Annotated in this window: 25 protein-coding genes; 8 read left to right on the top strand and 17 right to left on the bottom strand. The window is 68.9% G+C overall.

Annotated features, from left to right (window positions below):
* Positions 1 to 12: 12 nt before the first annotated feature.
* A complete protein-coding gene (locus AW270_RS19460; protein WP_061296335.1) occupies positions 13 to 933 on the top strand; it encodes an NAD(+)/NADH kinase in 921 nt (306 codons plus the stop codon).
* Here AW270_RS19460 and cobF read toward each other — a convergent pair.
* Both cobF and AW270_RS19450 read right to left on the bottom strand, forming a co-directional pair.
* Positions 912 to 1,643: a precorrin-6A synthase (deacetylating) gene (gene cobF, locus AW270_RS19455; RefSeq protein WP_061296333.1), complete on the bottom strand. Its 732-nt coding sequence runs from the start codon at positions 1,641 to 1,643 to the stop codon at positions 912 to 914. The two genes, AW270_RS19460 and cobF, sit on opposite strands and share 22 nt — an antisense overlap.
* Before the next feature lie 13 nt (positions 1,644 to 1,656).
* Positions 1,657 to 2,091 carry a MarR family winged helix-turn-helix transcriptional regulator gene (locus AW270_RS19450; RefSeq protein WP_061296331.1) on the bottom strand — a complete coding sequence of 145 codons (435 nt, stop codon included), beginning with the start codon at positions 2,089 to 2,091 and terminating at the stop codon, positions 1,657 to 1,659.
* A 70-nt stretch (positions 2,092 to 2,161) separates the two neighbouring features.
* Here AW270_RS19450 and AW270_RS19445 point away from each other — a divergent pair, with 70 nt between their 5' ends.
* Entirely contained in the window at positions 2,162 to 2,335 is a 174-nt protein-coding gene (locus AW270_RS19445; protein ID WP_245674772.1) for a hypothetical protein, read from the top strand.
* On the opposite strand, the gene AW270_RS19440 is transcribed toward AW270_RS19445, so the two are convergent.
* Both AW270_RS19440 and AW270_RS19435 read right to left on the bottom strand, forming a co-directional pair.
* A complete protein-coding gene (locus AW270_RS19440; RefSeq protein WP_218009283.1) occupies positions 2,336 to 3,166 on the bottom strand; it encodes an undecaprenyl-diphosphate phosphatase in 831 nt (276 codons plus the stop codon). It lies immediately after the preceding gene.
* Between the two features lie 81 nt (positions 3,167 to 3,247).
* On the bottom strand, positions 3,248 to 4,033 hold the full coding sequence (locus tag AW270_RS19435; RefSeq protein WP_061296325.1) for an alpha/beta fold hydrolase: 786 nt from the start codon (positions 4,031 to 4,033) through the stop codon (positions 3,248 to 3,250).
* Positions 4,034 to 4,148: 115 nt separating this feature from the next.
* Between AW270_RS19435 and AW270_RS19430 the strand changes: the two genes are divergently transcribed.
* Positions 4,149 to 4,355 carry a 2TM domain-containing protein gene (locus tag AW270_RS19430; protein WP_061296323.1) on the top strand — a complete coding sequence of 69 codons (207 nt, stop codon included), beginning with the start codon at positions 4,149 to 4,151 and terminating at the stop codon, positions 4,353 to 4,355.
* 36 nt (positions 4,356 to 4,391) lie between these two features.
* Entirely contained in the window at positions 4,392 to 4,754 is a 363-nt protein-coding gene (locus AW270_RS19425; protein ID WP_061296321.1) for a VOC family protein, read from the top strand.
* A gap of 51 nt (positions 4,755 to 4,805) precedes the next feature.
* On the opposite strand, the gene AW270_RS19420 is transcribed toward AW270_RS19425, so the two are convergent.
* The 8 genes from AW270_RS19420 to AW270_RS19390 form a co-directional block, all read right to left on the bottom strand.
* The gene (locus tag AW270_RS19420) at positions 4,806 to 5,750 is read right to left on the bottom strand and encodes a LysR family transcriptional regulator (protein ID WP_061296319.1); all 945 of its coding nucleotides are present in this window, start codon (positions 5,748 to 5,750) and stop codon (positions 4,806 to 4,808) included.
* A 36-nt stretch (positions 5,751 to 5,786) separates the two neighbouring features.
* A complete protein-coding gene (locus tag AW270_RS19415; RefSeq protein WP_061296317.1) occupies positions 5,787 to 6,755 on the bottom strand; it encodes an acyl-CoA desaturase in 969 nt (322 codons plus the stop codon).
* Positions 6,756 to 6,774: 19 nt separating this feature from the next.
* Positions 6,775 to 7,065 carry a UBP-type zinc finger domain-containing protein gene (locus tag AW270_RS37860; protein ID WP_082801675.1) on the bottom strand — a complete coding sequence of 97 codons (291 nt, stop codon included), beginning with the start codon at positions 7,063 to 7,065 and terminating at the stop codon, positions 6,775 to 6,777.
* 77 nt (positions 7,066 to 7,142) lie between these two features.
* Complete coding sequence (gene alsS / locus AW270_RS19410) at positions 7,143 to 8,813, bottom strand: acetolactate synthase AlsS (RefSeq protein WP_061296314.1); 1,671 nt, start codon at positions 8,811 to 8,813, stop codon at positions 7,143 to 7,145.
* Between the two features lie 4 nt (positions 8,814 to 8,817).
* A complete protein-coding gene (gene budA / locus AW270_RS19405) occupies positions 8,818 to 9,609 on the bottom strand; it encodes an acetolactate decarboxylase (RefSeq protein WP_061296312.1) in 792 nt (263 codons plus the stop codon).
* Positions 9,610 to 9,666: 57 nt separating this feature from the next.
* Positions 9,667 to 11,034, bottom strand: a complete 1,368-nt coding sequence (locus AW270_RS19400) for a hypothetical protein (protein WP_061296310.1) — start codon at positions 11,032 to 11,034, stop codon at positions 9,667 to 9,669.
* Positions 11,035 to 11,223: 189 nt separating this feature from the next.
* Positions 11,224 to 11,592, bottom strand: a complete 369-nt coding sequence (locus AW270_RS19395; RefSeq protein WP_082801708.1) for a VOC family protein — start codon at positions 11,590 to 11,592, stop codon at positions 11,224 to 11,226.
* Positions 11,593 to 12,264: 672 nt separating this feature from the next.
* A complete protein-coding gene (locus tag AW270_RS19390) occupies positions 12,265 to 13,266 on the bottom strand; it encodes a LacI family DNA-binding transcriptional regulator (protein ID WP_082801707.1) in 1,002 nt (333 codons plus the stop codon).
* Positions 13,267 to 13,739: 473 nt separating this feature from the next.
* Here AW270_RS19390 and AW270_RS19385 point away from each other — a divergent pair, with 473 nt between their 5' ends.
* A complete protein-coding gene (locus AW270_RS19385) occupies positions 13,740 to 15,833 on the top strand; it encodes a cellulase family glycosylhydrolase (protein WP_061296309.1) in 2,094 nt (697 codons plus the stop codon).
* Positions 15,834 to 15,890: 57 nt separating this feature from the next.
* Here the strand turns inward: AW270_RS19385 and AW270_RS19380 are convergent, their stop codons facing one another.
* Positions 15,891 to 19,055, bottom strand: coding sequence for an ATP-binding protein (locus tag AW270_RS19380; protein ID WP_061296307.1), 3,165 nt, complete (start codon positions 19,053 to 19,055; stop codon positions 15,891 to 15,893).
* A 115-nt stretch (positions 19,056 to 19,170) separates the two neighbouring features.
* Between AW270_RS19380 and AW270_RS19375 the strand changes: the two genes are divergently transcribed.
* Positions 19,171 to 19,809, top strand: coding sequence for a DUF998 domain-containing protein (locus AW270_RS19375; protein WP_061296304.1), 639 nt, complete (start codon positions 19,171 to 19,173; stop codon positions 19,807 to 19,809).
* Positions 19,810 to 19,896: 87 nt separating this feature from the next.
* Here the strand turns inward: AW270_RS19375 and AW270_RS41295 are convergent, their stop codons facing one another.
* Both AW270_RS41295 and AW270_RS19365 read right to left on the bottom strand, forming a co-directional pair.
* A complete protein-coding gene (locus AW270_RS41295; RefSeq protein ID WP_061296302.1) occupies positions 19,897 to 20,139 on the bottom strand; it encodes a ricin-type beta-trefoil lectin domain protein in 243 nt (80 codons plus the stop codon).
* A 452-nt stretch (positions 20,140 to 20,591) separates the two neighbouring features.
* Positions 20,592 to 20,933, bottom strand: a complete 342-nt coding sequence (locus AW270_RS19365; protein ID WP_061296300.1) for a nucleoside triphosphate pyrophosphohydrolase — start codon at positions 20,931 to 20,933, stop codon at positions 20,592 to 20,594.
* A 30-nt stretch (positions 20,934 to 20,963) separates the two neighbouring features.
* Between AW270_RS19365 and AW270_RS19360 the strand changes: the two genes are divergently transcribed.
* Positions 20,964 to 21,971 (top strand): HNH endonuclease, encoded by a 1,008-nt coding sequence (locus AW270_RS19360; RefSeq protein ID WP_063819264.1) that lies wholly within the window; start codon positions 20,964 to 20,966, stop codon positions 21,969 to 21,971.
* 160 nt (positions 21,972 to 22,131) lie between these two features.
* A complete protein-coding gene (locus AW270_RS37850; RefSeq protein WP_082801673.1) occupies positions 22,132 to 22,677 on the top strand; it encodes a GIY-YIG nuclease family protein in 546 nt (181 codons plus the stop codon).
* A gap of 65 nt (positions 22,678 to 22,742) precedes the next feature.
* Here AW270_RS37850 and AW270_RS19350 read toward each other — a convergent pair whose 3' ends face one another.
* Positions 22,743 to 23,468: a PP2C family protein-serine/threonine phosphatase gene (locus AW270_RS19350; protein ID WP_061296294.1), complete on the bottom strand. Its 726-nt coding sequence runs from the start codon at positions 23,466 to 23,468 to the stop codon at positions 22,743 to 22,745.
* Positions 23,465 to 24,271: a GntR family transcriptional regulator gene (locus tag AW270_RS19345; protein ID WP_082801672.1), complete on the bottom strand. Its 807-nt coding sequence runs from the start codon at positions 24,269 to 24,271 to the stop codon at positions 23,465 to 23,467. The genes AW270_RS19350 and AW270_RS19345 overlap by 4 nt, the downstream gene beginning before the upstream one ends.
* Between the last annotated feature and the right edge of the window lie 64 nt (positions 24,272 to 24,335).

Here is a 24,335-nt window from a genome sequence, read left to right as displayed (position 1 = left end):
ACGGACTCCGGCATGGGACTCGATTCCGGGCAGGAGCATGTCATCGGGCTGGTGGCTCATCCCCGTAACCCCGTCGCCGGTTCCGTCGCCCTGATCAGGGAGTTCGCGGCGGCCAAGGGGGCGACGCTGATCGCGGGCGAGGGGGATGCCGCCCGGTTGGGGGCTGACGTGCGGGGCGTGACCGCTGAGGAGTTCGCCGAGCGGGCGACCGCGGTGGTGAGTCTCGGCGGGGACGGGACGATGCTGGGGGCGATGCGGCTCGTGGTCGGGCGGGCGACGCCCGTGCTGGGGGTCAACCACGGCAATCTCGGGTTTCTCGTCGAGGTGTCGCCGGCCGAGCTGCCGGTCGCGCTCGATCGGCTGACCAAAGGCGACTTCGTGCTGGAGCCGCACAGTTGCCTGATGGTCGACGGCGCGGCGGCGTTCAACGACGCGGTGATCACGGGGGCGCGTCAGTGGGCGGCCGTCAACGTCGACCTGTCGGTCAACGGCGTGCAGTACGGCTACTACCGGTGCGACGCCGTCGTGGCCTGCACGCCGACCGGGTCGACCGCCTACAACTACGCGGCGGGCGGGCCGGTGCTGTCGCCCTCCGTCCCGGTGCTGGCGCTAACGGCGGTCGCGCCCATGACGGGGATCGACCGGACGGTCGTCTACGGCGCCGACGACGAGGTCGCGCTGACCAACCGGTCACCCGAGCCCGCCCGGGTGCTGCTCGACGGCGTGCACACCCGTGACCTCGATCCGGCCGCCGGGCTCGGGGTGCGGCTGCATCTGGACGCGGTGAACCTGGTACGGTTCGACGCCGCCACGCACGCCCGGCGGAACCGGGTGAAACTCAGCCTGCTCGATCTGCCGCTGCGGCCCGACCAGCTGCTGGAGCTGGTGCCCGAGGAGATCAGGGAGCAGGCTCAGCGCCTGCGCAGCAGGTAGGTGTCCATGATCCAGCCCTTGCGCTCCCTGGCCTCGGCCCGCAGCTCCCTGATCCGGGGGCCGGCCTCGGCCACGGGGCCCGCGACCAGGATCTCGTCGGGGGTGCCCAGGTAGGCGCCCCAGTAGATGTCGAAGTCGTCGAGGCCCTCGAAGGCCAGGCGGGCGTCGAGCATGACGACCATGTCGTCGGCGGTCGGGCCCTCGTCGGCGAGGCGGCGGCCGGTGGTGAGGTGGACGGGGCGGGCCACGCGCGTCAGGCCGATGCGGTGGCGGGCGGTCAGCGCGGCCACGGAGCTGATGCCGGGGACGACCTCGATCTCGAACTCGGCCGGGAGCTGTTCGAGGGCGGCCAGAGTGCTGTCGTACACGCCCGGATCTCCCCAGATCAGGAAGGCGCCGGTCTGGCCCTCGCCCAGGGCGTCGTCGATCATCCGGTGGTAGAGGACGCCGCGGCGTTCGCGCCAGTCCTCGACGGCCTCGGCGTAGGCGGTCGCGGTGCGGTCGCGCTCGGGGTCGGCAGCGGTGACGATCCTGTGGCCGGGCCGCGCGTGGTCCTCGATCATCCGGTGGCGCAGGTCCGTCAGGTCGCGCTTCTCCTCGCCCTTGTCGACGATGAAGAAGACGTCGGTGGCGGCGAGGGCCTTGACGGCCTGGAGAGTGAGATGGTCCGGGTCGCCGGCGCCGATCCCGATGAGGAGGAGGCGTTTCACGCAGGAAAGTCTGTCATCGGGTCGCGGCGGCGATCACGCGGGTCAGCGCCTTGTGCAGGTCCTGCAGCTCGGACACGTCCATGCCGAGGCGTTCGACGATCGTGGCGGGGATCTTCTCGGCCTCGGCGCGGAGCGCGCGGCCGGTGTCGGTGAGGGTGACCGCGAGGGAGCGTTCGTCGGTGGCGACCCGCCTGCGCTCGATGAGGCCGGCCGCCTCCAGCCTCTTGAGCAGCGGCGACAGCGTGGCGGGCTCCAGTTGCAGCAGGCCGCTGAGGTCTTTGACCGACAGCGGCGCGCTCTCCCACAGCGCCAGCATGACCAGGTATTGGGGATGGGTCAGGCCCATCGGCTCCAGCACCGGCCGATAGAGGGCGATCACCGACCGCGAGGCGACGGCCAGGGCGAAGCAGACCTGGTTCTCCAGGGACAGCGGGTCGACGTCTTCCATGACCCTTATGCTACACTAATAGTTAGTGCACTAACTATTAGTGGGCTACAAAAGTCGAAGGATGGTCATGATGCGGAAGCCCGTGGAAGAGCGGATCGCCGACCGCCAGGCGAAGCGCCCCCCGCTGAAGCAGGACAGCACCTTCGAACACGGGCCGGCGAAGTGGCTCTTCGTCGCCTTCATGGTGTTCGTGGTGCTGATCCACCTCGTCGGGCTCGTCATCGTGATGGCGATGGAGAGCTGATCAGCCCTGGGCGGGGATCCACCCCATGCTGACCGCCAGGATGACGAACACCCCGAGGACGATCCGGTAGATCACGAACGGGGTGAACTTGTGGGTGCTGATGTAGCGCAGGAACCACGCCACCGCCGCGTAACCCACGAAGAACGAGATCACCGTGGCCAGGATCGTCGGCCCCCACGCCGGGGCCTGGCCCTCGCCGATCTCGAACAGCTCCAGCCCGCCTGAGGCGAGCACGGCCGGGATGGCCAGCAGGAACGAGTACCTCGCGGCGTCCTCACGCCGATATCCGAGCAGCAGACCGGCGGTCACCGTGCCGCCCGAGCGGGAGACGCCGGGGATCAGGGCCAGCGACTGGGCGAAGCCGTAGCCGAGGGCGTGGCGGAAGTTCAGGTGGTTCTGCAGCGACAGGGTGTTGCGCGCGGTGTGGTCGGCCCACCAGAGGATGAGCGCGAACACGATCAGGGTGACGCCCACGATGCGCAGGTCGCGGAAGACCCCCTCGATCTGGTCTTTCAGCGCCAGGCCCAGAACGGCGATGGGCAGGGTGCCGGCGATGATGTACCACCCCATGCGCGCCGGGAAGGTGTCGCGCAGGTCCCTTTTGAACAGGGAGCGGGTCCAGGTCGAGATGATCTCCCAGAGCTCTCTCCTGAAGTAGATCAGGACGGCGGCCTCCGTGCCGAGCTGGATGACCGCCGTGAACGCCGCTCCCGGGTCGGGCCAGCCCGCGAAGGCCGACACCACCCGGATATGCGCGCTGGACGAGATCGGCAGGAACTCGGTGAGCCCTTGGATCAGCCCGAGAATGACCGCTTCGAACCAACCGATCACGACCGCACCTTCCTCTGTTCAAGTGGGGGAGCGGCCAGGCTAGCGGATCTTAAGGTGCGTCCAGGTCAGCCGGAAGGACCGTTATGAAGCGGCCCGCCGGATGAGATCGGCCGCCGCGCTCGGCTGGGAGACCATCGCGACGTGGGAGGCGCCGACCTCGTCGACGCGCGAGCCGGCCCGCTTGGCCATGAACCGCTGCGCCGCGGCGGGCAGCACCTGGTCGTTCTTGGCGACCAGGTAGTAGGAGGGGATGGTCTTCCAGGCCGGCGCGGCCGAGGGCTCGCCGAGCGTGCGGGCGTCGGCGGGGCGCTGGCTCGCCTGCATCACCTCGGCCTCCGACTTCGACACGTCGCCCGCGAAGACGGGGCGGAAGAACTCCTTCTTGATGTAGCCGTCGACCAGGCCCTCGGCGTAGGGGCGGAAATCGAGCGCCGCCTCGTTCAGCTTGCTGCCGGGGAACTGGGTCTGGAGCTGGAGGAGCGACTCGTCCTGGTCGGGGGCGAAGGCGGCGACGTACACGAGCGCCTTGACGTTGGGGTTTCCGGTCGCGGCGTTGGTGATCACGATCCCGCCGTAGGAGTGGGCGGCGAGCACGATCGGGCCGCCGAGCGTGGCGAGGATGCTGGCCAGGTAGGCGGAGTCGGAGGCCACGCCGCGCAGCGGGTTGGCCGGCGCGATGACGGGATAGCCGTCGCGGATCAGCTTGGTGGCCACGGCGTTCCAGCCCGACGCGTCGGCGAACGCGCCGTGCACGAGCACCACGGTCGGTTTGGGGCGGGACTGGGCCTGCGCCTCGGACGTGCCCAGGAGGGCGCTCGTCGCGACCGCGGCGGATCCGGCCAGCACCGCTCGGCGAGTCGTCGTCATGATTATGTGCCTTTCCACGTGTCGTTTCAGCGCCGCAAATGTAGATCGCGGGCACTTGACGGGCACTGAACCGGCGATTCACTCCACGTGAAGTGGGCCGTTTTACGGTGCGGACATGAACCTTCGAGCGAAAAGCCCGGCCGCCAGTCGATTGGGCCTGCGGATCCACGCCCTCTGCTACGTCCTGGCCAACCTCGTCCAGGTCGGGGTCTGGTGGTATTGGGACTCCGACCATTTCTTCTGGCCGCTCTGGTCGATCGTCTTCTGGGGCGCCGGACTTCTCGTCCACTACTGGACGGTCAAACCGGGCCGCGATACCTGACACGATCTGGCAGGTATCACCAGCAGGATCGGTCTCATGACCACGATCGCGAAACTGATCGCAGTGACCATCGACTGCGCGGACCCCAAGGCCATGGCGGAGTTCTACGCGAAGATCCTCGGCTTCGAGGTCCAGCACGTCGAAGACGACTACGCCGCCGTCGGCGACGGCACCACGAGCCTGTACTTCCAGCGCATCCCCGAGCGCACCCCGGCGGCGTGGCCGGGGCCGGGCAAGCAGTTCCACTTCGACGTCCGCGTCCCCGACGTCGACAAGGCGGTCGAGGAGTACCTGGCGCTGGGCGCGACCAAGCCCGGCTTCCAGCCGGGCGGCGAGAACTGGACGGTCATCGCCGACCCCGAAGGCCACCTGATCGACGTCTGCCCCGAACGCTCCTGATCCGCGCAACCCACGGCCGGCCGGGCACCCCTGCCGGCCGTGACCGGGGTCTCACCGACTGCCGGTCATGGGCTTTCCGGCGTCTCCGGCGGAGACGCCGGGCTCCAGCCAGCCGAGCCGATCGGCCAGCCGCCGGGCGCTCTCGATGACCGTGGCGATGTGGGGAGAGGCGCTCGCGTCATGCCACAGCAGTGACCAGGAATAGTGCGTCGCGGGTTCGGTCAGTGGCCGCCAGCTCGTGCCCGGCCGGTTGGACGTGCGGAAGGACGAGGGCACGCAGTAGAGACAGCGGCGTTGGAGGACCAGGTCGGCGGCGGCGCGGGAACTCTCGACAGTGCCCTCGTAGATGGTGGGCTCGAACCCGGCCGAACGGCACAGCGCGACGACGAAGTGATTGAGCTCCGGAGTCTGCGCCTCCTCGCCGATCAGCAGGGATTCCCCGATAAGGGAGGAGACGGGCACGGCGTCGAGACCGGCGAAACGGTGGTCGTCGGGCACCAGCACACCGAGCGGATCGTGCCTCACGAGCTCGGATCTCACCCCGGGCGGAGTATGGGAGGCGGGCCCGATGGCGATGTCAAGCCGGCCGTCGGCCAGTTGCCGGTACTGCTCGGGGGTGCCCGCCTCGACCTGGTGGATCGTGATGTCGGGACGGCGCTGCTTGAGCTCCCGCAGGATCTGCGGCATGGAGTCGTAACCGGCGTCGATGATGCCGACGCGCAGGGTGGGCGCCGGGGCGACGGCGCCGCGCGCGGCCTGCCCGGCTCTGCCGACGTGGTCGAGAATCTGCCGCGCCTCGACGAGGAAGGCGTCGCCCGCCGTGGTCAGGCCGACGTGGTGAGAGGTGCGATTCAGCAGCCGCACCCCCAGCTCCCGCTCCAGCCGCTGGATCTGCTGGCTCAGCGCTGACTGGACGATGTGCTCCCGAGCGGCCGCCCGGCCGAAATGCAGCTCTTCGGCCAGCGTCACGAAATAGCGCAGCTGGCGTAGCTCCATATCGGCATACTGCCCGCCCAAGCGGTACTCACGCGGTCAAACGGCACGGCGACGCTGAAGGCGTTCACTTTCGGGCCAGTGCACGTTGCTCACCCAGCCGAACCGCTCGAACAGGCGAATCACTCCAGCGGACGGGTCGATCTGAAGGCGATCCACGCCGTGCCGGGCGCAGGCGGGCTCACTGTGGTGACCGTTGTGCCAGCTCTCACCGAAGGACAACAGGGCCAGCGGCCACAGATTGGTCGAACGGTCGTGGCGGCGGGTCTTGAACGGTCTCTCGCCGATCACATGGCACAGGGAGTTGACACTCCAGGTGACGTGCTGCAACAGCGCGACGCGGATCAGCCCGGCCCACAGGAAGGCGGTGAACCCGCCGAACAGGGTGCCGGTGATCGCCCACCCCGCCGCGAACGGCAGCGCCAGCGACAGCGCGCACAGCGCGGGGAAGGCGCGGGCGACCTTGTTCATGGCCGGATCGGCCACCATGTCCGGAGCGTAACGCTCGGCCGGGGTCGTGTCCTTGGCGAACAGCCAGCCCAGGTGCGCGTGGGCGAGCCCGCGCAGTTGCCCACGCAGATCGGTGCCGTACCGGTAGGGCGAGTGCGGGTCGCCCGGCCGGTCGGTGAAGGCGTGATGGCGGCGGTGCACCGCCACCCAGTCGATCACGTTCCCCTGGAACCCCATCGATCCGGCGACTGCCAGCGCCACGCGCAGCCAGGGCCGGGCCGTGAAGGAGCCGTGGGTGAGCAGCCGGTGGAATCCGACCGTCACCCCGAGCCCGGTGACGACGTAGAGAACCGTCGCGAGCAGAAGATCGGTGAACGTGAATCCCTGCCCCCACGCCAGGAAGATCGCGACAGCGAGGGCGGCGAACGGCACGATCACGATCGCCGCCGTCAGCCCGATCTGGAGCCGCCCGGCCGGAATGTGCTCCTCCGCACCGGGGAAGGGCGATGTGCCGTCGTAGTCCCGTCGGCGTTCCGCCACCAGGTTGTCGATGGTCATAAGTCAACTTCCGTCTCGTTCATACGGTCCGGCGATGCACATAGCACCACCGCCATGTCAGACGTGGATCCAGGGAGGCCACCACCGGATGGTCGGTCTCCTGGTAGTGAGCGCGCGCGTGACCGCCCTGAGCATCATCGGAGCAGGCCACCAGGCCGCAGGTCAGGCACACCAGCAGGCGTGACCATGACCGGCCGAGGGCCAGGCATTCCTCGCATACGGCCGGCCCTGGCCGGGCGGCCGGAAGCTGGTCGACGTGGTGGCAACTCGGGGCCTGACCGTTCAGGATCACGAGGACCCCCTCAGTCATCAGTCAAGGCGATGGACGGCCGGACGGAAACAGGCGATCCGAGCTCGCTTCATCACCTGTGGTGATAGCCGCCGGCCTCATTCGAGGACGCCTTCGTGGAGCTGGGCGAACAGGTCGGTGTTGTGGCTGTAGTCGACGTCCACGTCGATGACGGTCACGCCCGGCATGGGCAGGGTTTCCCGGCTGAGGGCCTGGCGGAGCTCTGTCTCGAACGCCTCCATCGTCGTGACCCTGATCCCCCGGGCCCCGAAGGCTCCGGCGTACTGGACGATGTCGTAGTCGCCGAGCCGGATTCCGGAGGTCCGGCCGTATTTCAGCCTCTCCTGGAAGGCGACCATGTCGTAGCTGTTGTCACGCAGGATCACGTGGGTCATCCGCAGCCCCAGGCGGGTGGCCGTCTCCAGCTCCTGTGCGGTGAAGAGGAACCCTCCGTCGCCGGAGATCGAGACGACCTGCGTGGCCGGGCGGAGCATGGCCGCGGCCATGGCCCAGGGCAGGGCCACGCCCAGCGTCTGCTGGCCGTTGGAGAACAGCAGGTGCCGGGGCTCGTAGCTGCGGAAATGCCGGGCGGTGTAGATGTAGTTCGAGCCGACGTCGGCCACGACGGTGGCGTCGTCGTCCACCAGCTCCCGGATCTTGAGGATGACGGCCGCCGGGTTCAGGCCCAGCTCCGTCGCCGGGACGGCCCTCGCCCGCTCGTCGATCCGGGCCAGCGCCCGGCGCTGTTCGGCGATCACCGCGTTGGCCTGCTGACTCAGCCGCAGCCCGGCCAGCGGCCTGCCCAGCTCGGTGAGGGTGGCGGCGATGTCGCCGCGCAGCTCGACGGCCGGCCGGTAGTGGTTGTCGATGTCGGCGTTGACCGAGTCGATGTGGACGACCGGGCGGTCCGGGTCGGGGTTCCACAGACCCGGGTCGTATTCGACGGGGTCGTAGCCGACCGTGACGAGCAGGTCGGCGTGCGCGACGAGGACGTCTCCCGGCTGGTTGCGGAACAGCCCGACCCGGCCGACGAAGTGGTCCTCCAGCTTTCGCGAGATCACCCCGGCCGCCTGGAAGGTCTCCACCACGGGCAGGTCGGTCCCGGCGACGAGCTCGCGGAGAGCGGCGCAGGCGTCCGGGTCACCCGACCGCAGGCCCGCCAGGATCACCGGCCGTTCGGCGTCGCGGATCATCTCCGCCGCACGCCGGATCTGCTCGCCCGGGGCGGGGCCGAGCGCGGGCACCGGCATCGGCCCGCTGAGCTCCGCGTCGGTCGGCGCGGCGGCGACGTCCATCGGGAGGATCACCGCGGTCGCGCCGCGCGGCTCGGTGACCGCGATGCGCAGGGCGTTGGCGATGGCCTCGGTGACGTTGCCGGGATCGTCGACCTCGCCGACGTATTTGGTGAAGGGCTTGAGCGCGGCGGAGGCGTCCATCGTCTGGTGGGTGCGCTTGAGCCGGTCACGCCGGGCGACGGCGCCGCAGAGCGCGATCATCGGGAACTGCTCGGTGTTCGCGGTGATCAGGCCGGTCACCAGATTGGTCGTGCCCGGCCCGGACGTGACCAGCGCGCAGCCGGGCACACCGGTCAACCGGCCCACGGCCGCCGCCATGAACGCGGCGTTCTGCTCGTGGCGGCAGACCACCAGCTGCGGGCCGCCGTCGACGAGGGCGTCGTACAGCTCGTCGATCTTGGCTCCGGGCACGCCGAAGACGTATCGGACCCCGAACGCCGCCAGGGTCTCCACCGCACGCTGCGCGGCACGCATCGCTTCATCCTCCTTCGGCCTGGCGGATCTGGGCGGCGATGTCGCCACTGCTCAGATTCGAGTCGAGGAACTGCCGGGTCCGGGGCAGGCTGAGGTGGATCTCCGAGCGGACGCTGAGCTCGACGGTGCCGCGCTCCAGCTCGAAGTCCAGGGCGTGACCGCCGCGCCGCCCGCTCTCGTCGATGAAGTGCAGGTGGTAGCCGGCCACCGAGATGCCCTGTTCGAAGTCGGGCGTACGGTAACCGGCCAGCGTCCCCGTGATGTCGGAGAAGGTGTTCTCCTGCTGTCCCTTCGTCGCCTCGGTCAGCGGCGGGTAGGGCGGCGACTGCTCCATCACCGTCCGGGTGCGGACCTGGCGGAACGTCCCGGTGACGCGGATGGCGTAGATCACGTTGAAGCTGCCGACCGACGTGTCGATGAGCCGGATGACGGCCGCGTGGTCGCTGCCCGACGTGACCGGGATGGCGGTGTCCGGCCGGAAGCGGGTCACCACCGCGAACGGCGTCTTCTCGTCGTCGGCGGCGACGTGGGCGCTGCCGTCGGCCCGCAGGTGATGGCAGACGCCGTCGAGGATCAGCATCTCCCCGTCGAGCCGGTTGAACGTCCCGAGGCCGAAGTCGCCGTGCTTCAGCAACTCGCCGATCGTCACCTCGCCCTCGTAGACGCCTTCGAGGAGCGCGCCCATGGTGGAGGTCTGATAGATCTCCCGTGACTGCCGGGCGTCGCCTGATCCGCTGACATGTGCGAGCAGGTTCCGCACCCACCCGCGGAACGCCTCGCGCGAGGTTCCGGCCATGTCCTCACGCTAACAAAGCAGGTCATCGGACGTTTGTGAGCACGAAGCCACTGCGCCTCAGGAGGCCGGGGCGAACCGGGCCCGCCACGGACCGGGGAGGTCCTGCCGTTCCCAGTCGTCGGTGTACGACGGGGCCCTGACACCCCGATGCGTCAGGATGACGTCGTAGCCGCGATCCCGGAAACCCTCGACCCGCTGGGGCATCGTCTCGTCGAACCGCTGGGCGATCGCCTGCGACTCGCAGCCCAGCAGGTAGCCGAGCTGGGCCCCGCCCTGCCCGTAGATCACGCACGGCCCGTCGATCCGGGGCCTGAGCTCCCCGGCGGCGGCGTTCATGACGTCGCGGTCGGCGCGGGCGTCCGACGACATGGCGACGGCCACGGCGCCCTGGAGGATGAGGTGGGCCGCCACACCGGCCATAACCGTTTTGGGCGCCAGCAGGGCGGCGGTCGCGACGGGGAGGGCCAGCAGGGCGTACACGGGAAGCAGGAAGCGAGGGGCGGCGTAGTCGACGTAGAAGAAGTAGGGCAGCGCCATCGCCACGGCCGTCGCCGTCGCCAGCACGAGCGGACGGAACCACTCGGTGTGCCGAGCCGCCCACAGACCCGCGCCCACGGCCAGCGGAAGCGCGATCCACCAGATCAGCATGACCGGAGACACCCCGCCGCACTCGACCCCGAACCGGCACAGCGCCGGCCCGTCGAGCGCCCGGGCCTGCTCACCCCAGGTGCTGGTCAGCCCGGTGTCGTTGTGCTCCCCCGCCGCCCCGAGGCGCTCGGCGACCCCGCCGAACCGGACGACCGCCTCGGCCGCCCACTGGCCCCAGCCGATCGCCAGCCCCACGGCCACCGCCGCCAGTTCCCGGAAACGCCGCTGCCACAGGGCGTAGGCGGCCAGCGGCACCGCCAGCACCAGCGCGTCGGTCGGCCTCATGACGGAGACGAGCAGCATGGACGCGCCCAGGCCAAGCGGGGTCGAGGTCAGCAGGAAGCCGGTGGCGGCGACCGCGCCCAGCGCGACGTAGAGATTGGGCATCGCCTGGTTGCCGTAGAAGAGCGACAGCCAGCATCCGGCCAGGACCAGCGCCGCCAGCGGCACGACCCAGTGGTTCCTGACCCGCAGCCACACGGCGAAAGCCCCGAAGAGGGCGGCCGAGGAGACCAGGGTCAGCCAGATCCGCAGCACGACCAGGTTGTCGGTGATCGCCACGATCGGCGCGACGAGCAGCGGCACCCCCTGGGCGCGGGGGGCGGAGTAGACGGCGGGCGGGGCGTGCGCGGCGTACTGGGAGGCGTAGACGGCCTCGTCCCAGCCGATCCCCATGCCGAGGGTGGGGATGAGGAGCTGGGCGGTGAGGTAGAGAAGTGCCACCCCCGCGAGCAGGACCGTGGGTGTGGTGGTGAGCTCTCGCCGGACGATGACCATGGCGCCCTCCCGAAACCGCCGAAAAGGCTCCCCTGACCTCAAGGCGATCAGACACACCTTGACACTCAGAACAGTGGCGTGACCGTCTGGCGATCACGGCCGATGGGGCTTCGCCAGCTGATCACGCCCGTGTGGACGGCGTGCGGGGTGTGGCGACCCACGAACCTGCCGGCTGTCTGCTGTGCGCCTTCACTCAGGCCTTCGGTAGAGGAGGCAGAACTCGTTGCCTTCGGGGTCGGCCAGCACGACGAACCCCTCGTCGCCCTTCTGACCGATGTCGATTCGCTCGGCCCCCAAGGCGATCAGGCGCTCGACCTCTTCGTCCACCTGGCCGTCCGGGACATGGAGGTCGGGGTGGTTGCGGTTCTTGCCGCTCTTGGGGTCGCCGGTCTCCTGGAGCCAGACCGTCAGCGAGCCGGGTGGGGCGTCGGAGGGTGGGAACAGGTGCGGGCTCGTCCCGTCGTGCTCGATCTCGTAGCCGAGAGCCTGCGACCAGAACGCGGCCATCTTCCGGCTGTCGATCACGTCGAGCGTCCACTGCGTGAAGCGGCTCGTCACGGCGCCCACCAAGAGTCGTGAATATTCGGACCTTGCGAAGGGGTGGTGCTACCCGACGAGTCGGGCAGGGAACGGATCACGCTTACGCGCTTTCGCCAAGGCGACGCTCGGCCGCCGAGGGGAATCAGCGTGTCGGGGCGAATGACTTCTCAGCGGAGTAGTGCGAGACGGAGCTTTCGCATGGTCTGGCCACGTTTCCCGGAGCGGGCCCACTCATATGGCTCGGAAAACATCACCGAGATCATGTCGTGAATACGCATCAGGGTGCACAACCAGGCAATGATCATCAGAACCCTTTCCCAGGTAGGCGGAGAGCGTGGGATTCGAACCCACGAGGAACGTCACCGCCCCCAGCGGTTTCCAGGAATACTGTTGATTGCCGTCAACGCTTGCTCTGACTTGGCATTACGGCCAGAGGGCCCGCAACCCACAAGATCATGTCGCGGATGGGTCGCACCCGAATTGCGATGCCGGCGTCCGCCACAGGTCGCCCCATCGCAATGGAGCTTGATCAGCTAGCTGAGGCGGAAGTGCGGATAAGCCTTGCTGGACTGACGACACTTCCTCAAGCCACAGGCGACGGCCGAATTCACCCCGCTCAGTCCGCTTGAAAGGTGCCCAGGGTCGGGAGCAGCACCGCCGATCGATCACCGAGTCCGGGCTGAGCGGGCCTCATCCTGAAACGACGGCTCCGAGGTCCCGGCTCGGCGGTGCGGTGCTGGCGCGGATCGTCAACGTGGTGGCGAGTTCGATGCCGACCCGGGCGGGCGCCTCGCCACGACCCAGGGCGAGCGCCAGTTCCGTGGCCGCGACGGCCATCTCGGCGAGCGGCTGGTGGACTGTCGTCAGGGGAGGATCGACCAGCGCGGCGACGGGCAGATCGTCGAACCCGACCACGCTCAGATCCTGCGGGATGCGCGATCCCACCTCGCGTGCGGCCTGGTAGACGCCGAGGGCCTGGAGATCGTTGCACGCGAAGATCGCCGTCGGTGGGTCGTCCGCCGTCAGCAGGGTGAGGGCTGCCGCGCGTCCGTGCTCTCTGGTCAGCTCCGTCCGTATGACCAGGTCGGGGTGCGGAGTCAGACCGGCTGCCTCCAGGGCGGCGCGGTAGCCGTCCAGGCGTGCCCGGCAGCACAGCACGTGGTCCGGACCGGCGACCATGCCGATCCGGCGGTGCCCGAGTTCGATCAAATGCCGTGCGGCCGAGCGGCCCCCGGCCCAGTTGGTGGCGCCCACGAACGGCACGCCATCGGGCAGTTCGATCGTGGGGTCGAAGACCACGAACGGAATCTCCTTGGCACGCAACTGGTCACGCTGCTCCTGGGAAAGCTGCGCGACCGTCACCACGCAGGCCGGCCGGCGAGCGACCGTGGCGTCGATCGGTGGCGCCACGGTGTCCGGGCGGGGGCCGAACTCGGTCAGGACGACCCCGACCCGCTGTTCGCGGGCCACCTGCTCCACCCCCCGGATGATCTCCATGCCCCAGAGGTCCTCAAGCCGGCTGAAAACGAGCTCCACGAGATTGCGGCGATTGGCCCGGCGATAGCCGAACTCGCTGATGAGCGCCTCGACCCGGGCACGGGTGTCGGCCGAGACACCGGATCGTCCGTTGATCACTTTGGAGACGGTGGGGACCGACACCCCGGCCGTCTCGGCGATGTAGGAGATCGTCACGGGACGGGACGGGTCACCTCTGACCGCGTCGTCGATCCCTTCGTGCGGCTCGGTGTACGACACTCCGGCCCCTTCCCGTCGAAACCGAACCGGTCCCGCTCCCGGCGGTCAGAATAGCCCGTCGCATGCCATATAACCGCGCCCGCCTGAAACGTTCAGAACGAACGCCGGGATACTTTCGCGACGAGCGCGGTTTTCCCAGGTAGCCACGCCTCGCCTAGCGTGCCGCTTTCATACCGATGCCTCCGTTTTTGATGGCAGGTGGACGTATTCCGAGGCTCTCCTTAAGTTATGTTTCTCGCCATTTGAGGAGAAACTTTCTTGGTGAGGCGGTCCGGTGGTCAGGCCCAGGCCGCGGTTCTTCGGCGTGCGCGCGCCCAGGCGCCACGCCACATCCAGGAGATCTGCTCCCTTCGGCACGGCCCAGTGCCGATCGGGAGCGGCCGAGCCTGACGCCCCCCAAGGAGTAACGAATGCAGAGTCCACCAAGAGCGCGCCGGTGGGTCAGCGCGCTCGTCGGCGCGGCCATCGCGTTGACCACGGTCACGGCCGTGGCCACGACGGCCGCCCCCGCCCAGGCGGCGACCGGCTGCAACGTCGCCTACACCGTCTCCACGCAGTGGCCGGGCGGGTTCACCGCCAATGTGAACGTCACCAACCTCGGCGACCCGGTCAACGGCTGGAAACTCGCCTGGACCTTCCCGTCCGGCCAGGGAATCAGCCAGGCCTGGAGCGCCACCATCACCACCTCCGGGGCACAGGTCTCCGCGGCGAACCTGAGCTGGAACGCCGCCATCGCGACCCGGGCGACGGTCTCCTTCGGCTTCAACGGCACCTGGACGAACGCCAACGCCGCGCCGACGTCCTTCACCCTGAACGGCGTCACCTGCAACGGCCCGACGGCCAGCCCGTCCCCCAGCCCATCACCCAGCCCGTCACCGTCACCGAGCCCTTCGCCCAGCCCGTCACCGACGCCCGGCAACGCGATGGCCGTCGTGGCCGCGATGCAGCCCGGCTGGAATTTGGGCAACACGCTCGACGCGATCCCCGACGAGACGGCCTGGGGCAACCCGCTGACCACACAGACCATGCTGCGGCAGGTCCGGGCGCAGGGATACAAGAGCATCCGGATCCCGATCACCTGGAGCAACCACCACGGACCGGCCCCCGACTACACCATCGACACCGCATGGCTGAACCGCGTGCGCCAGATCGTCGACTGGTCCCTGGCCGAGGACCTGCACGTGCTCATCAACCTGCACCACGACTCCTGGCAATGGATCAACACCTACCCTTCCGACCCCACAACGGTGATGAACCGCTACACCGCCCTGTGGCATCAGCTCGCCGGCACCTTCCGCGACTACTCGTCCCGGGTGCTGTTCGAGAGCATCAACGAACCGCAGTTCGCCGGCACCTCCAGTGACGAGCAGGGCGACCAGCTCGTCAACACCCTCAACACCGAGTTCGTCCGCCTGGTCCGCCAGACCGGCGGCGGCAACGCCACCCGCGTTCTCGTGCTGCCCACCCTGCACACCAGCGGGGAGCAGGTCCGGCTGGACGCGCTGAGCTCCACCATCGCCGCTCTGCGCGATCCCAACATCGCCGCCACCGTCCACTTCTACGGCTACTGGCCGTTCAGCGTGAACATCGCCGGCGGCACGAGGTACGACAGCGCCGTCGAGCAGGACCTGGTCAGCTCTTTCGAGCGGGCGCACACCACGTTCGTCTCACGCGGCATCCCGGTGATCATCGGAGAATGGGCACTGCTCAGCTACGACTACACCCGGCCGGGCATCATCGAGCGAGGCGAGCTCCTGAAGTACCTGGAGGCCGTGGGATACAACGCCCGCATCCGCAACCTGACCACCATGTTGTGGGACGCCGGCTCGTTCCTGAACCGCAACACGCTCACCTGGCGCGACCAGGGAGTGCTGGACATGCAGAAGGCCAGCTGGACCACCCGCTCGGGCACCGCCTCCTCCGATCAGGTCTACGTCCCCCGCACCGGCGCGATCCCCGGCAAGACGCTCACGCTCAACCTGAACGGCACCACCTTCCAGGGACTCTCGCAGGGCGGCGCCGCGCTGAGCCAGGGCGCCGACTACACGGTGTCCGGGACCACGCTGACGCTGACCTCGGCCGCCCTGACGCGTCTGGCCGGCAACCGGGCCTACGGAGTGAACGCCACCATCAACGCCCGCTTCTCCCAGGGAACACCGTGGCAGATCAGCATCATCACCTCCGACCCGCCGACCCAGAGCGCCGCCACCGGGACGACGAGCTCCTTCGCCATCCCCACGCAGTTCCGCGGTGACCAACTGGCCACCATGGAGGCCAAGTACGCCAACGGAAGCCCGGCCGGCCCGGCCAACTGGACCACCTACAAGGAGTTCTGGAGCAACTTCCAGCCCGACTACAACGCCGGAACGATCATCATGAAGCCTGAGTTCTTCGCCGAGACCAACGACGGCCGCATCACGCTCACCTTCCACTTCTGGAGTGGAAGACAGCTCACCTACTACGTCACCAAGACCGGCACGACGGTGAGCGGCGCCACCAACTGACGATCACCACCGACCATGACGGGGTGCCGCATCCCACGGACGCGGCCCCCTGTCGCATCACGGCCCAGGGCCGACCGGCACATCCCGCGCCCCTGATGCCGCCCGCCCGAGATGGGCGGCGGCGGTCGTCCCGTCCATCTCCCAGCCGCGCGCGTAGGCCGCGGCGAACTCCGCTTCGCCCAGGGCGGCGTGGCCACGGCGGGTGAGGTCGCCGATCCGAGGGTCGGTATGGTCGTGGGCGCCCCGTAGCCGGGCGGCGACGCCGAGCAGCACGGCCGACTCGCGTGCCTCGGCGAGCGCCGCCGCGTGCACCGCCACCAGCGCCAGAATCGGCAGCTCCCCGGTCGCCCGCGCCGACGCGTGCGCCTCTCGCAACGCCTTCTGCGCGCCGGCTCGGTCACCCTTCGCGAGGCGGAGGGCGACCCAGGCGCTCGCGACCGGCACCTTGGCGTGGTCGGGGAATGGCCTGGCGGGGTCGAGCAGGTCGACCGCCCTCGCAAGGTCGCCGAGCCGGATCCGGAGGTCGGCCTCGCACGCGTCGACCAGGGCCGGGAGTTCCGCCGACGACGCGTGCGCAGCCCGCTCTCTGGCGGCGTCGAGAAGCTCCAGCGCCCGGTCGACGTCGCCGCGCCGCACGTGCAGGTCGATCCAGCGCAGGTCGCCGTAGAGCCGGTCGCCGAGGCTGAGCGAGCCGAACTCGCCGGCCAAGGTCTCGGCCTCGCGCAGGTCGGCCAGCGCGCCGTCGAGGTCGACGTAGCGTCGCAACCGGGCGCGCATCGGGAGGGTCGCGGCCCGGCCCCAGCGGTCACCAGCCTGGTGGAAGCGGGCCAGAGCCACCTCTACGTGGACACGCGTCCGGTCGAGCGCGCCCGCGTTCTCGGTGATCTCGGCCAGGAACATGTGGGCCAGCCCGGCCAGCCACACGTCGTCGCCGTCCGCCAGGCGGGCGAAAGCCGCGAGCGCGGCCTCCTTGTCGTACAGGAACAGCAGGATCGGGCCGAACACGCGGTAGTGGCCCGGAGGTTCGGCATGCGCGAGCAACCGGGCGGCCAGTTCGCGGACCTCGGCCCGGTCTTCAGCGGTGGTGGTCTCCGGCCGGGTGTCGGCGCGGTTGAGCAGGGAGGCGGCTCGGGCGCAGTCTCGTTCGGGCGTCGGCTCGCCGCCGGGCACCGCGAGGGCCTCGTCCAGCCAGTGGGCGGCATCGGAGTGGCGGGCGAACATCTGCCAGTACCAGGTCAGGCTGAGCGCGAGGCCGATCGCGCCGTGGGGGTCGCGGGTGGCGCACAGGTGGCGCAGGGCGGCGAGGGTGTTGTCGTAGTCGGCGCCGATGACCTTCATGGCCGTGAGCTGGCCGGGCCCGCGCAGTCGAGGTGCGTGCCGGGTCATCAGGTCGGTGAAGTGGACGGCGGCCAGGTCGCTGGCGGCGCCGAGGTCACCGGCGGCGGTCAGGCGGTCGGCGCCGTACTCGCGGAGGGTTTCGAGCATGCGATAACGGCTGCCTGGGGCGAGTTGCAGCAGTGACCGGTCGACGAGCGCGGCGAGCAGGGCGGGGATCTCGGCGGCGGGCACGGCGGTGCCGACGCAGACGGCGGCCGCGGAAACGGGGGTGACGCCGCCGGGCAGGACGGAGATCCGTTCGGCGACCGTGCGTTCGTGGTCGCCGAGCAGGTCCCAGCTCCACGCGATGACCGCGCGCAGAGTGCGGTGCCGGGGCGGTGCGGTGCGGCTGCCGACCGTGAGGAGCCGGAACCGGTCGGCGAGGCCGTCGGCCAGGTCGGGCAGTGACAGCGTGCGCAGCCGGGCGGCGGCCAGTTCGAGGGCGAGCGGCAGGCCGTCGAGGCCGCGCACCACGCGCACGACGTCGGGCAGCGTGGCCGCGTCGAGGCGGAATCCCGGCCGCACGGCGGCGGCCCGCTCGGTGAACAAGCGTACCGAGGCCGCCTTCCCAGCCTGTTCGACGCCGTCGTCCGGGCCCGGCAGCGTGAGCTCGGCCAGCGGCAGGAGCGCCTCGCCGTCGACCGCGAGGGGTTCGCGGCTGGTGGCGAGCACGCGCAGCCCCGGGCAGCGGGTGAGCAGCGCCACGACCAGGTGCGCCACGGCGTCGATCAGGTGCTCGCAGTTGTCGACCAGCAGCAGGCCGTCGCGGCGGCCGAGTTCACCGACGAGGACGTCGAGCTGGTCGCCCTCGACTTGTTTGCGGGCGTCGAACGTCGGGCCCCGCACGCCGATCGCGGCCAGCACGGCCCCGGTGATCTCGGCGGGTTCGGTGACGGAGGCGAGGTCGACGAGCCAGGAGGGCTGTGCGCGGCGACGGGCGGCCTCCAGCGCGAGCCGGGTCTTCCCGGCGCCGCCCGGGCCCACGACCGTGACCAGGCGTCCCCTGCCGAGCAGGGCGTCGACCAGGGCCAGGTCGTCTTCGCGACCGACGAAGCTGGTCAGCGGCGCGGGCAGGCAGATCGGGCTGTCCGCCGTGGGGACGGCGTAATCGGTGCGCAGCAGGCGAAGATGGCGCTCCCGCAGGGCGGTGCCGGGGTCGGCGCCGAGGTCCTCGGCGAGGGTCTGGCGGATCCGCTCGTAGACGGTCAGCGCCTCGGCCTGCCGCCCCTGAGCGGCGAGCGCGTCCATCAGCGAGGCGGCGGCCCGTTCGTGCGCCGGCTGCTCGGCCAGCAGCCGGGCCAGCCGCTCGGCGGCCTCGTCGGCCCACCCCAAGGAGAGTTCGGCGTCGGCGAGGTCGGCGACCGCCTCGACCGACACCTGCGCCAGCCGGATCGCGACTGCGGGCGCGACCGCGGCGACCACGGGCGGCTCAGCGCCGGGACGGTCGCCCCACAACCTCACGGCCTCAGTGAGAACGGCGCGGGCGGCCTCTGCCTCACCGGCCCGCAACCTGTCCCGGCCGGCGGCGGAGAGCCGCTCGAAGCGCAGTGCGTCGACGTCGTCCGCGTCCACGACCAGCCGGTAGCCGCCCGCCACCAGCACCACATCGACGGCGCGGCGCAGCCGGGAGACGAGGGTCTGCAGGGCGTGGCCAGGGACCGCCGGCGGCTCCGCCGCCCAGATCGCATCGGCCAGGACGTCCGGCTCGACCGCGCGGCCACCGGCGAGCGCCAGCCGGACGAGCAGGCCTCGCAGCCTCGCGCCCGGCACGGGCACGACGGCCGTACCGCGCGACACCTGCAGTGCGCCGAGCAGTATGACGCGAAGCCGCGCTTCCTCGTCCATCGGTCAATCTTCGCGCCTTCCCTCATCCGGTCGCGACCATGCGAGCCCCGTGACAGCTCCGTGTGAGCGGCCGGCCGCAGTCTTCGCAGGCCGATTCGAACCGCAGGAGGAAACCGTGTCCGACGTCCAGAACCGTGTGGCGGGGGCGGCGCTCGTCGCCAGCGGAGCCGTCTACTTCACCGCCGAGTTCGTCGCCGCGGCGGCGTGGTCGGATCCGCCCTACAGCTACACGCACCACTTCATCAGCAACCTGGGCGTGCGCGGCCCCGTGACCGCGTTCGGGCAGTTCATGTACTCGCCGCTCGCGTGGGTGATGAACACGGGCTTCTTCCTGTTCGGGCTCGCCGCGCTGGCCGGCGTCGCGCTGCTGAGGGGCCTGCCCGGCCGGCGCCGGTGGCCGGTGGTCGCGACGGCCGTCATGCTCGCGGCCGGGGGCGTCGTGCTGGCCTTCTTCCCTGGATCGGGCGAGGCCGACCTCCACGCGGTGGGCGCGTTCCTGGGGTTCCTCGGCGGCAACGTGCTCGTCATCCTCCTTGGTGGCGCGTATCGGTTGCTCGGGGTCACGCGGAGGCTGGGGAGGGTGCTGGCGGCGGCCGGGGTGCTCGGGCTGGTCTCACTGGTGGGCTACCTGGCGCTGCTCGAATCGGGCGCCGGGATCCTCATCGGCCTGGTCGAGCGCGGCATCGTCTATCCCTTCCTGATCGGGCTCATCCTGCTGGGCGCGGCGGTGCGGAAGAAGCCCATCACGGGCTGATCGCCAGGTGCACGTGCGCGCCGCGCCCAGAGCCTTCGTCACGATCATGGGCATGACCGTCTTCCCCTGACCGCTCCGCCCGCAGGGTCAGCTCCGGGTCCGCCTCTGGTTGGCGCGGCCGTGACAGCTCCACAGGATGACCCGGGTGCCGTTGGCGTTGGCGTCCAGGCATCTGCCGGACTGGACGCCGGCGATGCTGCCGTCGGCGTTGATGGTCCACTTCTGGTTGTTCCCGCCGTTGCAACCCCAGATGACGACCGGCGTGACCGCCGGATCGGGGCCGCACTGGCGAACTGACCAGCGGCAAAGCTCCACCTCGCCCTCGGCCACATCGGCCGGGGGTCTTTTCGTGTGATCCAGCAAAGCCGAGTTTCCGAAGGGTTCCCGCCGTAAGTGGCTCGGATTCGCCTTACGACCTGGGAGAACACCACCAAGATCATGTCGCGTATACGCCGCGGTCAACGACTACGAGGCCACCCGACACCCATAAGGCCAGGTCAGACCACGTTTCCCAAGCTAGGCGGAGAGCGTGGGATTCGAACCCACGAGGAATGTCACCACCCCTAGCGGTTTTCAAGACCACCGTTGATTGCTGTCAACGCTTGCTCTGACCTGGCATTACGGCTAGTGGGCCTGCAAAACTTACAAAATCATGTCGCAGATGGGTCGCACCCGAGTGGCGATGCCGGCGTCCGCTACAGGTCGCCCCATCGCAATGGAGAAACTGAGGTTTATGAGGTCCACCCCTGATCATCTAACTGAGAGGGAAGGGCGGATAAGCCCTACTGAACTGATGACACTTCCTCAAGCCACAGGCGGCGGCTGAATCCACCCCGCTCAGTCCGCTTGAGACGTGCCGCTTCCTGGACCTGCTCGTCGGTGAGTCCGAGCGTCCCGACCAGCGCAGCCAGTACCTCGTAGACGTCGGCCAGCTCGCCCAAGCGATCGCCGGGTGAGGCTTGGCGCAGTTCCTCGGCCTCTTCGACGAGCTTGGCCGTCAGCGCGGAGACCAGCTCCGACTCGTCGAGGACTCGCACCTTGGCCTTCGATCCCTCAGTCTCGATGATCTCCGGGATGCGGTCTCGAACCAGCTTGCCGTAGATGATCGTCTGCTCCTGGCTCAAAATGTCACCCTCCTACCCGATACTGCGCATGTGGATTACCGACGCGGCGTGGTCACCGGTGAGAGCATATGGCGCGCGATCGTGCTGTACGGCGCCAACTCGGCCACCTACAAATTCGCCTTCGGCGCGACCCTGCTGGAAGTCGCCGCCACCGGCCGCCACCACGTCACACTCGAAGAGCTGGCACCGCGATACGCCGAATTGCTCTGCCAAGCCCTCAAACGCCAACCCCGGCAGAGCACCGCCAGCAGCAGTAAGTTCCTCGATGCCTGCCGCGGGTTCAACGCCGGCGAACTGGACCGCGACACACTCCACCGGCGAACCGTCCAGCTCGGCTTCAGCAACGTCATCGACGCCTTCCCCCAGCTCGCCGGCAGCCAGGCACCGGTGCGCTACTACGAAGACCAGCGCAAGAACTCCGCCAACCCTGGCCTGCTGCTGCGAGACGAACTATCCGAACTCGCCCAGTCGGCACACGCCCAGGACCTCGACGCCGAAACCGCCGCCCGCTGGCGGCTGGTGGAGACTGCCTGGGCCACCGGTATATCCGACGCCGTACTCACCCCCTCGCTGGTCTACGACTCTGACACCCAGCACCTGGTACTCCAGACCAAGCATCGCCGCAAGAACGTAACCGGAGTCGTCGCCGCTCTCAGCGGATACCAAGACGGCCGCTGCGCCTACTGCAATCAGCCCATGCCGACGCCTGGGCCCATCGTCGAGCATGTGCTGCCCTGGAAGCTGCTCACCCGCAGCTGGAAGGGCCCTGACGTCGACGCCATCTGGAACCTGGTTCTGTCATGCGAGCCCTGTAACCGGGCGAAATGGGATCGAGCGCCTCACGAGACGTGGATGCCCTGGCTCGAACAGCGCAACAACGACCTCATCGAATCGCGCCATCCCCTACGCGAAGTGCTCATGGTCCAGACCGGCGCAACCGCAGCCATCCGACACGCCACCCTCAGGCTCGCCTACCAACGCGCAACAGAATCACTTCCGGCCGTTTGGACACCACCCACGGGCGCGCATGTCTCTTAAGCTCTTGCTCGTCGTCCTCGGAGCAGCCAGTTGCTTAGAGCCGACGGGGTAGAAGTTGAGGTCCGCCAAGGGACCAGGATTACCCTCTCCCGAACTGGATCGAGCGCTGCCCTTGGCGAGGCGGCATGCTCAGGCTTCTATTCGACCTGTGGGAGACACGATGAACGCTACTAACCTCCTGAAGCCCGCCAAGCTCTGGAGTGCAGCGGAGGTCCTGGTACCCCACAGTCCCGTGCCCGCTGCGCCCGGCGTCTACGGCTGGCACTTCGATAAGTCACCCGATCCGCAACTGCCTGAAGATCGTCTTCTCTACGTCGGGATCGCTCCCCGCCGGATGCTAACTCGCCCCAGCAGGCAGAACTTACGCACCAGGGTTCGTTATCACTTCCGCGGGAACGCCGAAGGCTCCACGCTGCGGCTCACTCTTGGTTGTCTGCTCGGCCTCGAACTACGCCGCGTCGGCAGCGGCAAGCGTCTGACTTTTGGCCGAGCTGGTGAGCGAGAGCTCAGCGATTGGATGGCAGAACATGCCCGCGTGTGCTGGCTTCTGCATCCAGAACCCTGGATCGCCGAAACTGCTCTTCTTTCCAGTCTGGATCTCCCGCTCAATCTCGACCAGAACCGGAACCACACCTTCCACCCTTACCTGAGCGGACTCCGTGCCACCGCCAAAGCTCGTGCGCGCGCTCTCCCCATCAACTCGTGACCCTCTAACCTGTGCCTGAGCTTCCAGTACACCGGCTTCGGCCACGACGGCGAAAGCGTCCCGCGTCAGCCTTTGTGCATGTCGACAACGATCACTGTGATGTTGTCGGGACCACCACGGTCGGTCGCCAGTGACACAAGCCGATCCACTGCGTCGCCTGGATCAGGTGATGAACGCAGAGCTTCGCGTATGAGATGCGGAGGAACCACCGCACTCAGCCCATCTGAACACAAGAGGAAGCGGTCGCCATCCGCCAGCTCGCGGATATTTAGGTCAGGGGAACGACCGTCAACCCGTCCGTCCAGGAAACGGGACATCTTCGGCGGCAGGTTCGGCACGGTGGAGGCGTCGGAGACCAGGTTGCCGTAAGTGTGATCCTCGGTGAGCGGGATCAGCTCAGCCTCGCCATGGTCGGTGTCGCCATCGCGGAGCAGGTAGGCGCGGGAGTCTCCGATGTTCGCGAATGCCACCATCGAGCCGGCCCACAACATCGCCACCAGTGTGGTGCCCATCCCTGCGGACTCGGGCTCGGCTTCGACCTTCTCTCGCAGCGCCTGGTTCGCTGCGTAGACCATCCGCCCCAGAGCGGTGAGCAGATCCGCAGGCGCCGTCTCCTTGTCGTACGGTCGCAGAGCGTCGATGGCCGTGTTGCTCGCGATGTCACCCGATACATGGCCACCGAGCCCGTCGGCGACGGCGAACAGGGCTTGACCGCAGTAGAAGGCGTCTTCGTTGCGGCGGCGTACCAGGCCGACATGGGTGCCGGCAGCGGTTGTGACAGTGAGGCTCATCGTGCGGCCTCATCCGGCCACGGACACTGGGCCGACTCGTCGCGGTGGAGAACATGTACGGTCTCCACGCGGTCACCGGCCACGATGTACTCCGTCACCTCGATGGGCTTGCCGTCACCTCCCGAGGTCCCCACCCGGACGATCTCCAATACCGGCAGGCTGGTGGGGATCTCCAGCAGGGTCGCCTCGTCCTTGGTGGGCATGCGGGCTCTGTGGATCTCCATCCAGGTGATGGGCCAGTGACCGGCTTTCTCCAGCCGGTACAGCCACTCGCTTGGGCTGGTCGCCTCAGCATCGATGTCCGAGACGTCCTCGACCCCACGCGGATGGATCCACGAGACGCTGATCTGGAACGGTGGTTCGGACTCCGGCCCGGTCACGCGGAACCGGCGCATCACCGAGCTGCCCGCTGGCACTCCCAGGAGTTTCGCGATCCTCGGATCCGTCAGCGGCTCGATCGACGTAGTGGCGGGAACATGGTGCTTCCAGACCTCCTGGCCGGATGCCGAGGGGAAGGAGTAGCCGGGACCGTCGGCGGCGACGTTTCGCTTCACGAGGTTCCCTCGTGGTCTGCGCAGCCGCATCATGCCGTGTCGGACGATGATTCCCCGGCCCTGAACGGCCCAGACGACCCCTTCAGACTCCAGCACACCGATCGCCCGGCCGACGGTGTCCCTGTTGGCGCCGTACTCGGATGCGAAGTCGTCCAGGCGAGGGAGCTTGGCTCCCGGTTCCCACTCACCGGCCTCGATTCGCGCTCGGATCTGAGCGGCGAGGTCCAGGTAACGCGAGTGCACGGCCATCACACAACCCTATCTTCCACTGAAATTGTCTTGGGATAATTGACAGCAGGGCAGCGAGGTCTGA

It is taken from the genome of Herbidospora cretacea, assembly GCF_001570605.1.
Lineage (GTDB): Bacteria > Actinomycetota > Actinomycetes > Streptosporangiales > Streptosporangiaceae > Herbidospora > Herbidospora cretacea.
The sequence above is the reverse complement of the archived record's forward strand: the minus strand, read 5'-3'. Positions and strand labels throughout refer to the sequence as shown.

What these genes read in the sequence shown, in the direction of transcription:
- AW270_RS19380 (WP_061296307.1), bottom strand. Translation starts at nt 19,055, where the DNA reads ATGGACGAGGAAGCGCGGCTTCGCGTCATACTGCTCGGCGCACTGCAG.
- AW270_RS19430 (WP_061296323.1), top strand. Translation starts at nt 4,149, where the DNA reads ATGAACCTTCGAGCGAAAAGCCCGGCCGCCAGTCGATTGGGCCTGCGG.
- AW270_RS19450 (WP_061296331.1), bottom strand. Translation starts at nt 2,091, where the DNA reads ATGGAAGACGTCGACCCGCTGTCCCTGGAGAACCAGGTCTGCTTCGCC.
- budA (WP_061296312.1), bottom strand. Translation starts at nt 9,609, where the DNA reads ATGGCCGGAACCTCGCGCGAGGCGTTCCGCGGGTGGGTGCGGAACCTG.
- AW270_RS19345 (WP_082801672.1), bottom strand. Translation starts at nt 24,271, where the DNA reads ATGGCCGTGCACTCGCGTTACCTGGACCTCGCCGCTCAGATCCGAGCG.
- AW270_RS19385 (WP_061296309.1), top strand. Translation starts at nt 13,740, where the DNA reads ATGCAGAGTCCACCAAGAGCGCGCCGGTGGGTCAGCGCGCTCGTCGGC.
- alsS (WP_061296314.1), bottom strand. Translation starts at nt 8,813, where the DNA reads ATGCGTGCCGCGCAGCGTGCGGTGGAGACCCTGGCGGCGTTCGGGGTC.
- AW270_RS37850 (WP_082801673.1), top strand. Translation starts at nt 22,132, where the DNA reads ATGAACGCTACTAACCTCCTGAAGCCCGCCAAGCTCTGGAGTGCAGCG.
- AW270_RS19425 (WP_061296321.1), top strand. Translation starts at nt 4,392, where the DNA reads ATGACCACGATCGCGAAACTGATCGCAGTGACCATCGACTGCGCGGAC.
- AW270_RS37860 (WP_082801675.1), bottom strand. Translation starts at nt 7,065, where the DNA reads ATGACTGAGGGGGTCCTCGTGATCCTGAACGGTCAGGCCCCGAGTTGC.
- AW270_RS19445 (WP_245674772.1), top strand. Translation starts at nt 2,162, where the DNA reads ATGCGGAAGCCCGTGGAAGAGCGGATCGCCGACCGCCAGGCGAAGCGC.
- AW270_RS19400 (WP_061296310.1), bottom strand. Translation starts at nt 11,034, where the DNA reads ATGGTCATCGTCCGGCGAGAGCTCACCACCACACCCACGGTCCTGCTC.
- AW270_RS19435 (WP_061296325.1), bottom strand. Translation starts at nt 4,033, where the DNA reads ATGACGACGACTCGCCGAGCGGTGCTGGCCGGATCCGCCGCGGTCGCG.
- AW270_RS19415 (WP_061296317.1), bottom strand. Translation starts at nt 6,755, where the DNA reads ATGACCATCGACAACCTGGTGGCGGAACGCCGACGGGACTACGACGGC.
- AW270_RS19460 (WP_061296335.1), top strand. Translation starts at nt 13, where the DNA reads ATGGGACTCGATTCCGGGCAGGAGCATGTCATCGGGCTGGTGGCTCAT.
- AW270_RS19420 (WP_061296319.1), bottom strand. Translation starts at nt 5,750, where the DNA reads ATGGAGCTACGCCAGCTGCGCTATTTCGTGACGCTGGCCGAAGAGCTG.
- AW270_RS19350 (WP_061296294.1), bottom strand. Translation starts at nt 23,468, where the DNA reads ATGAGCCTCACTGTCACAACCGCTGCCGGCACCCATGTCGGCCTGGTA.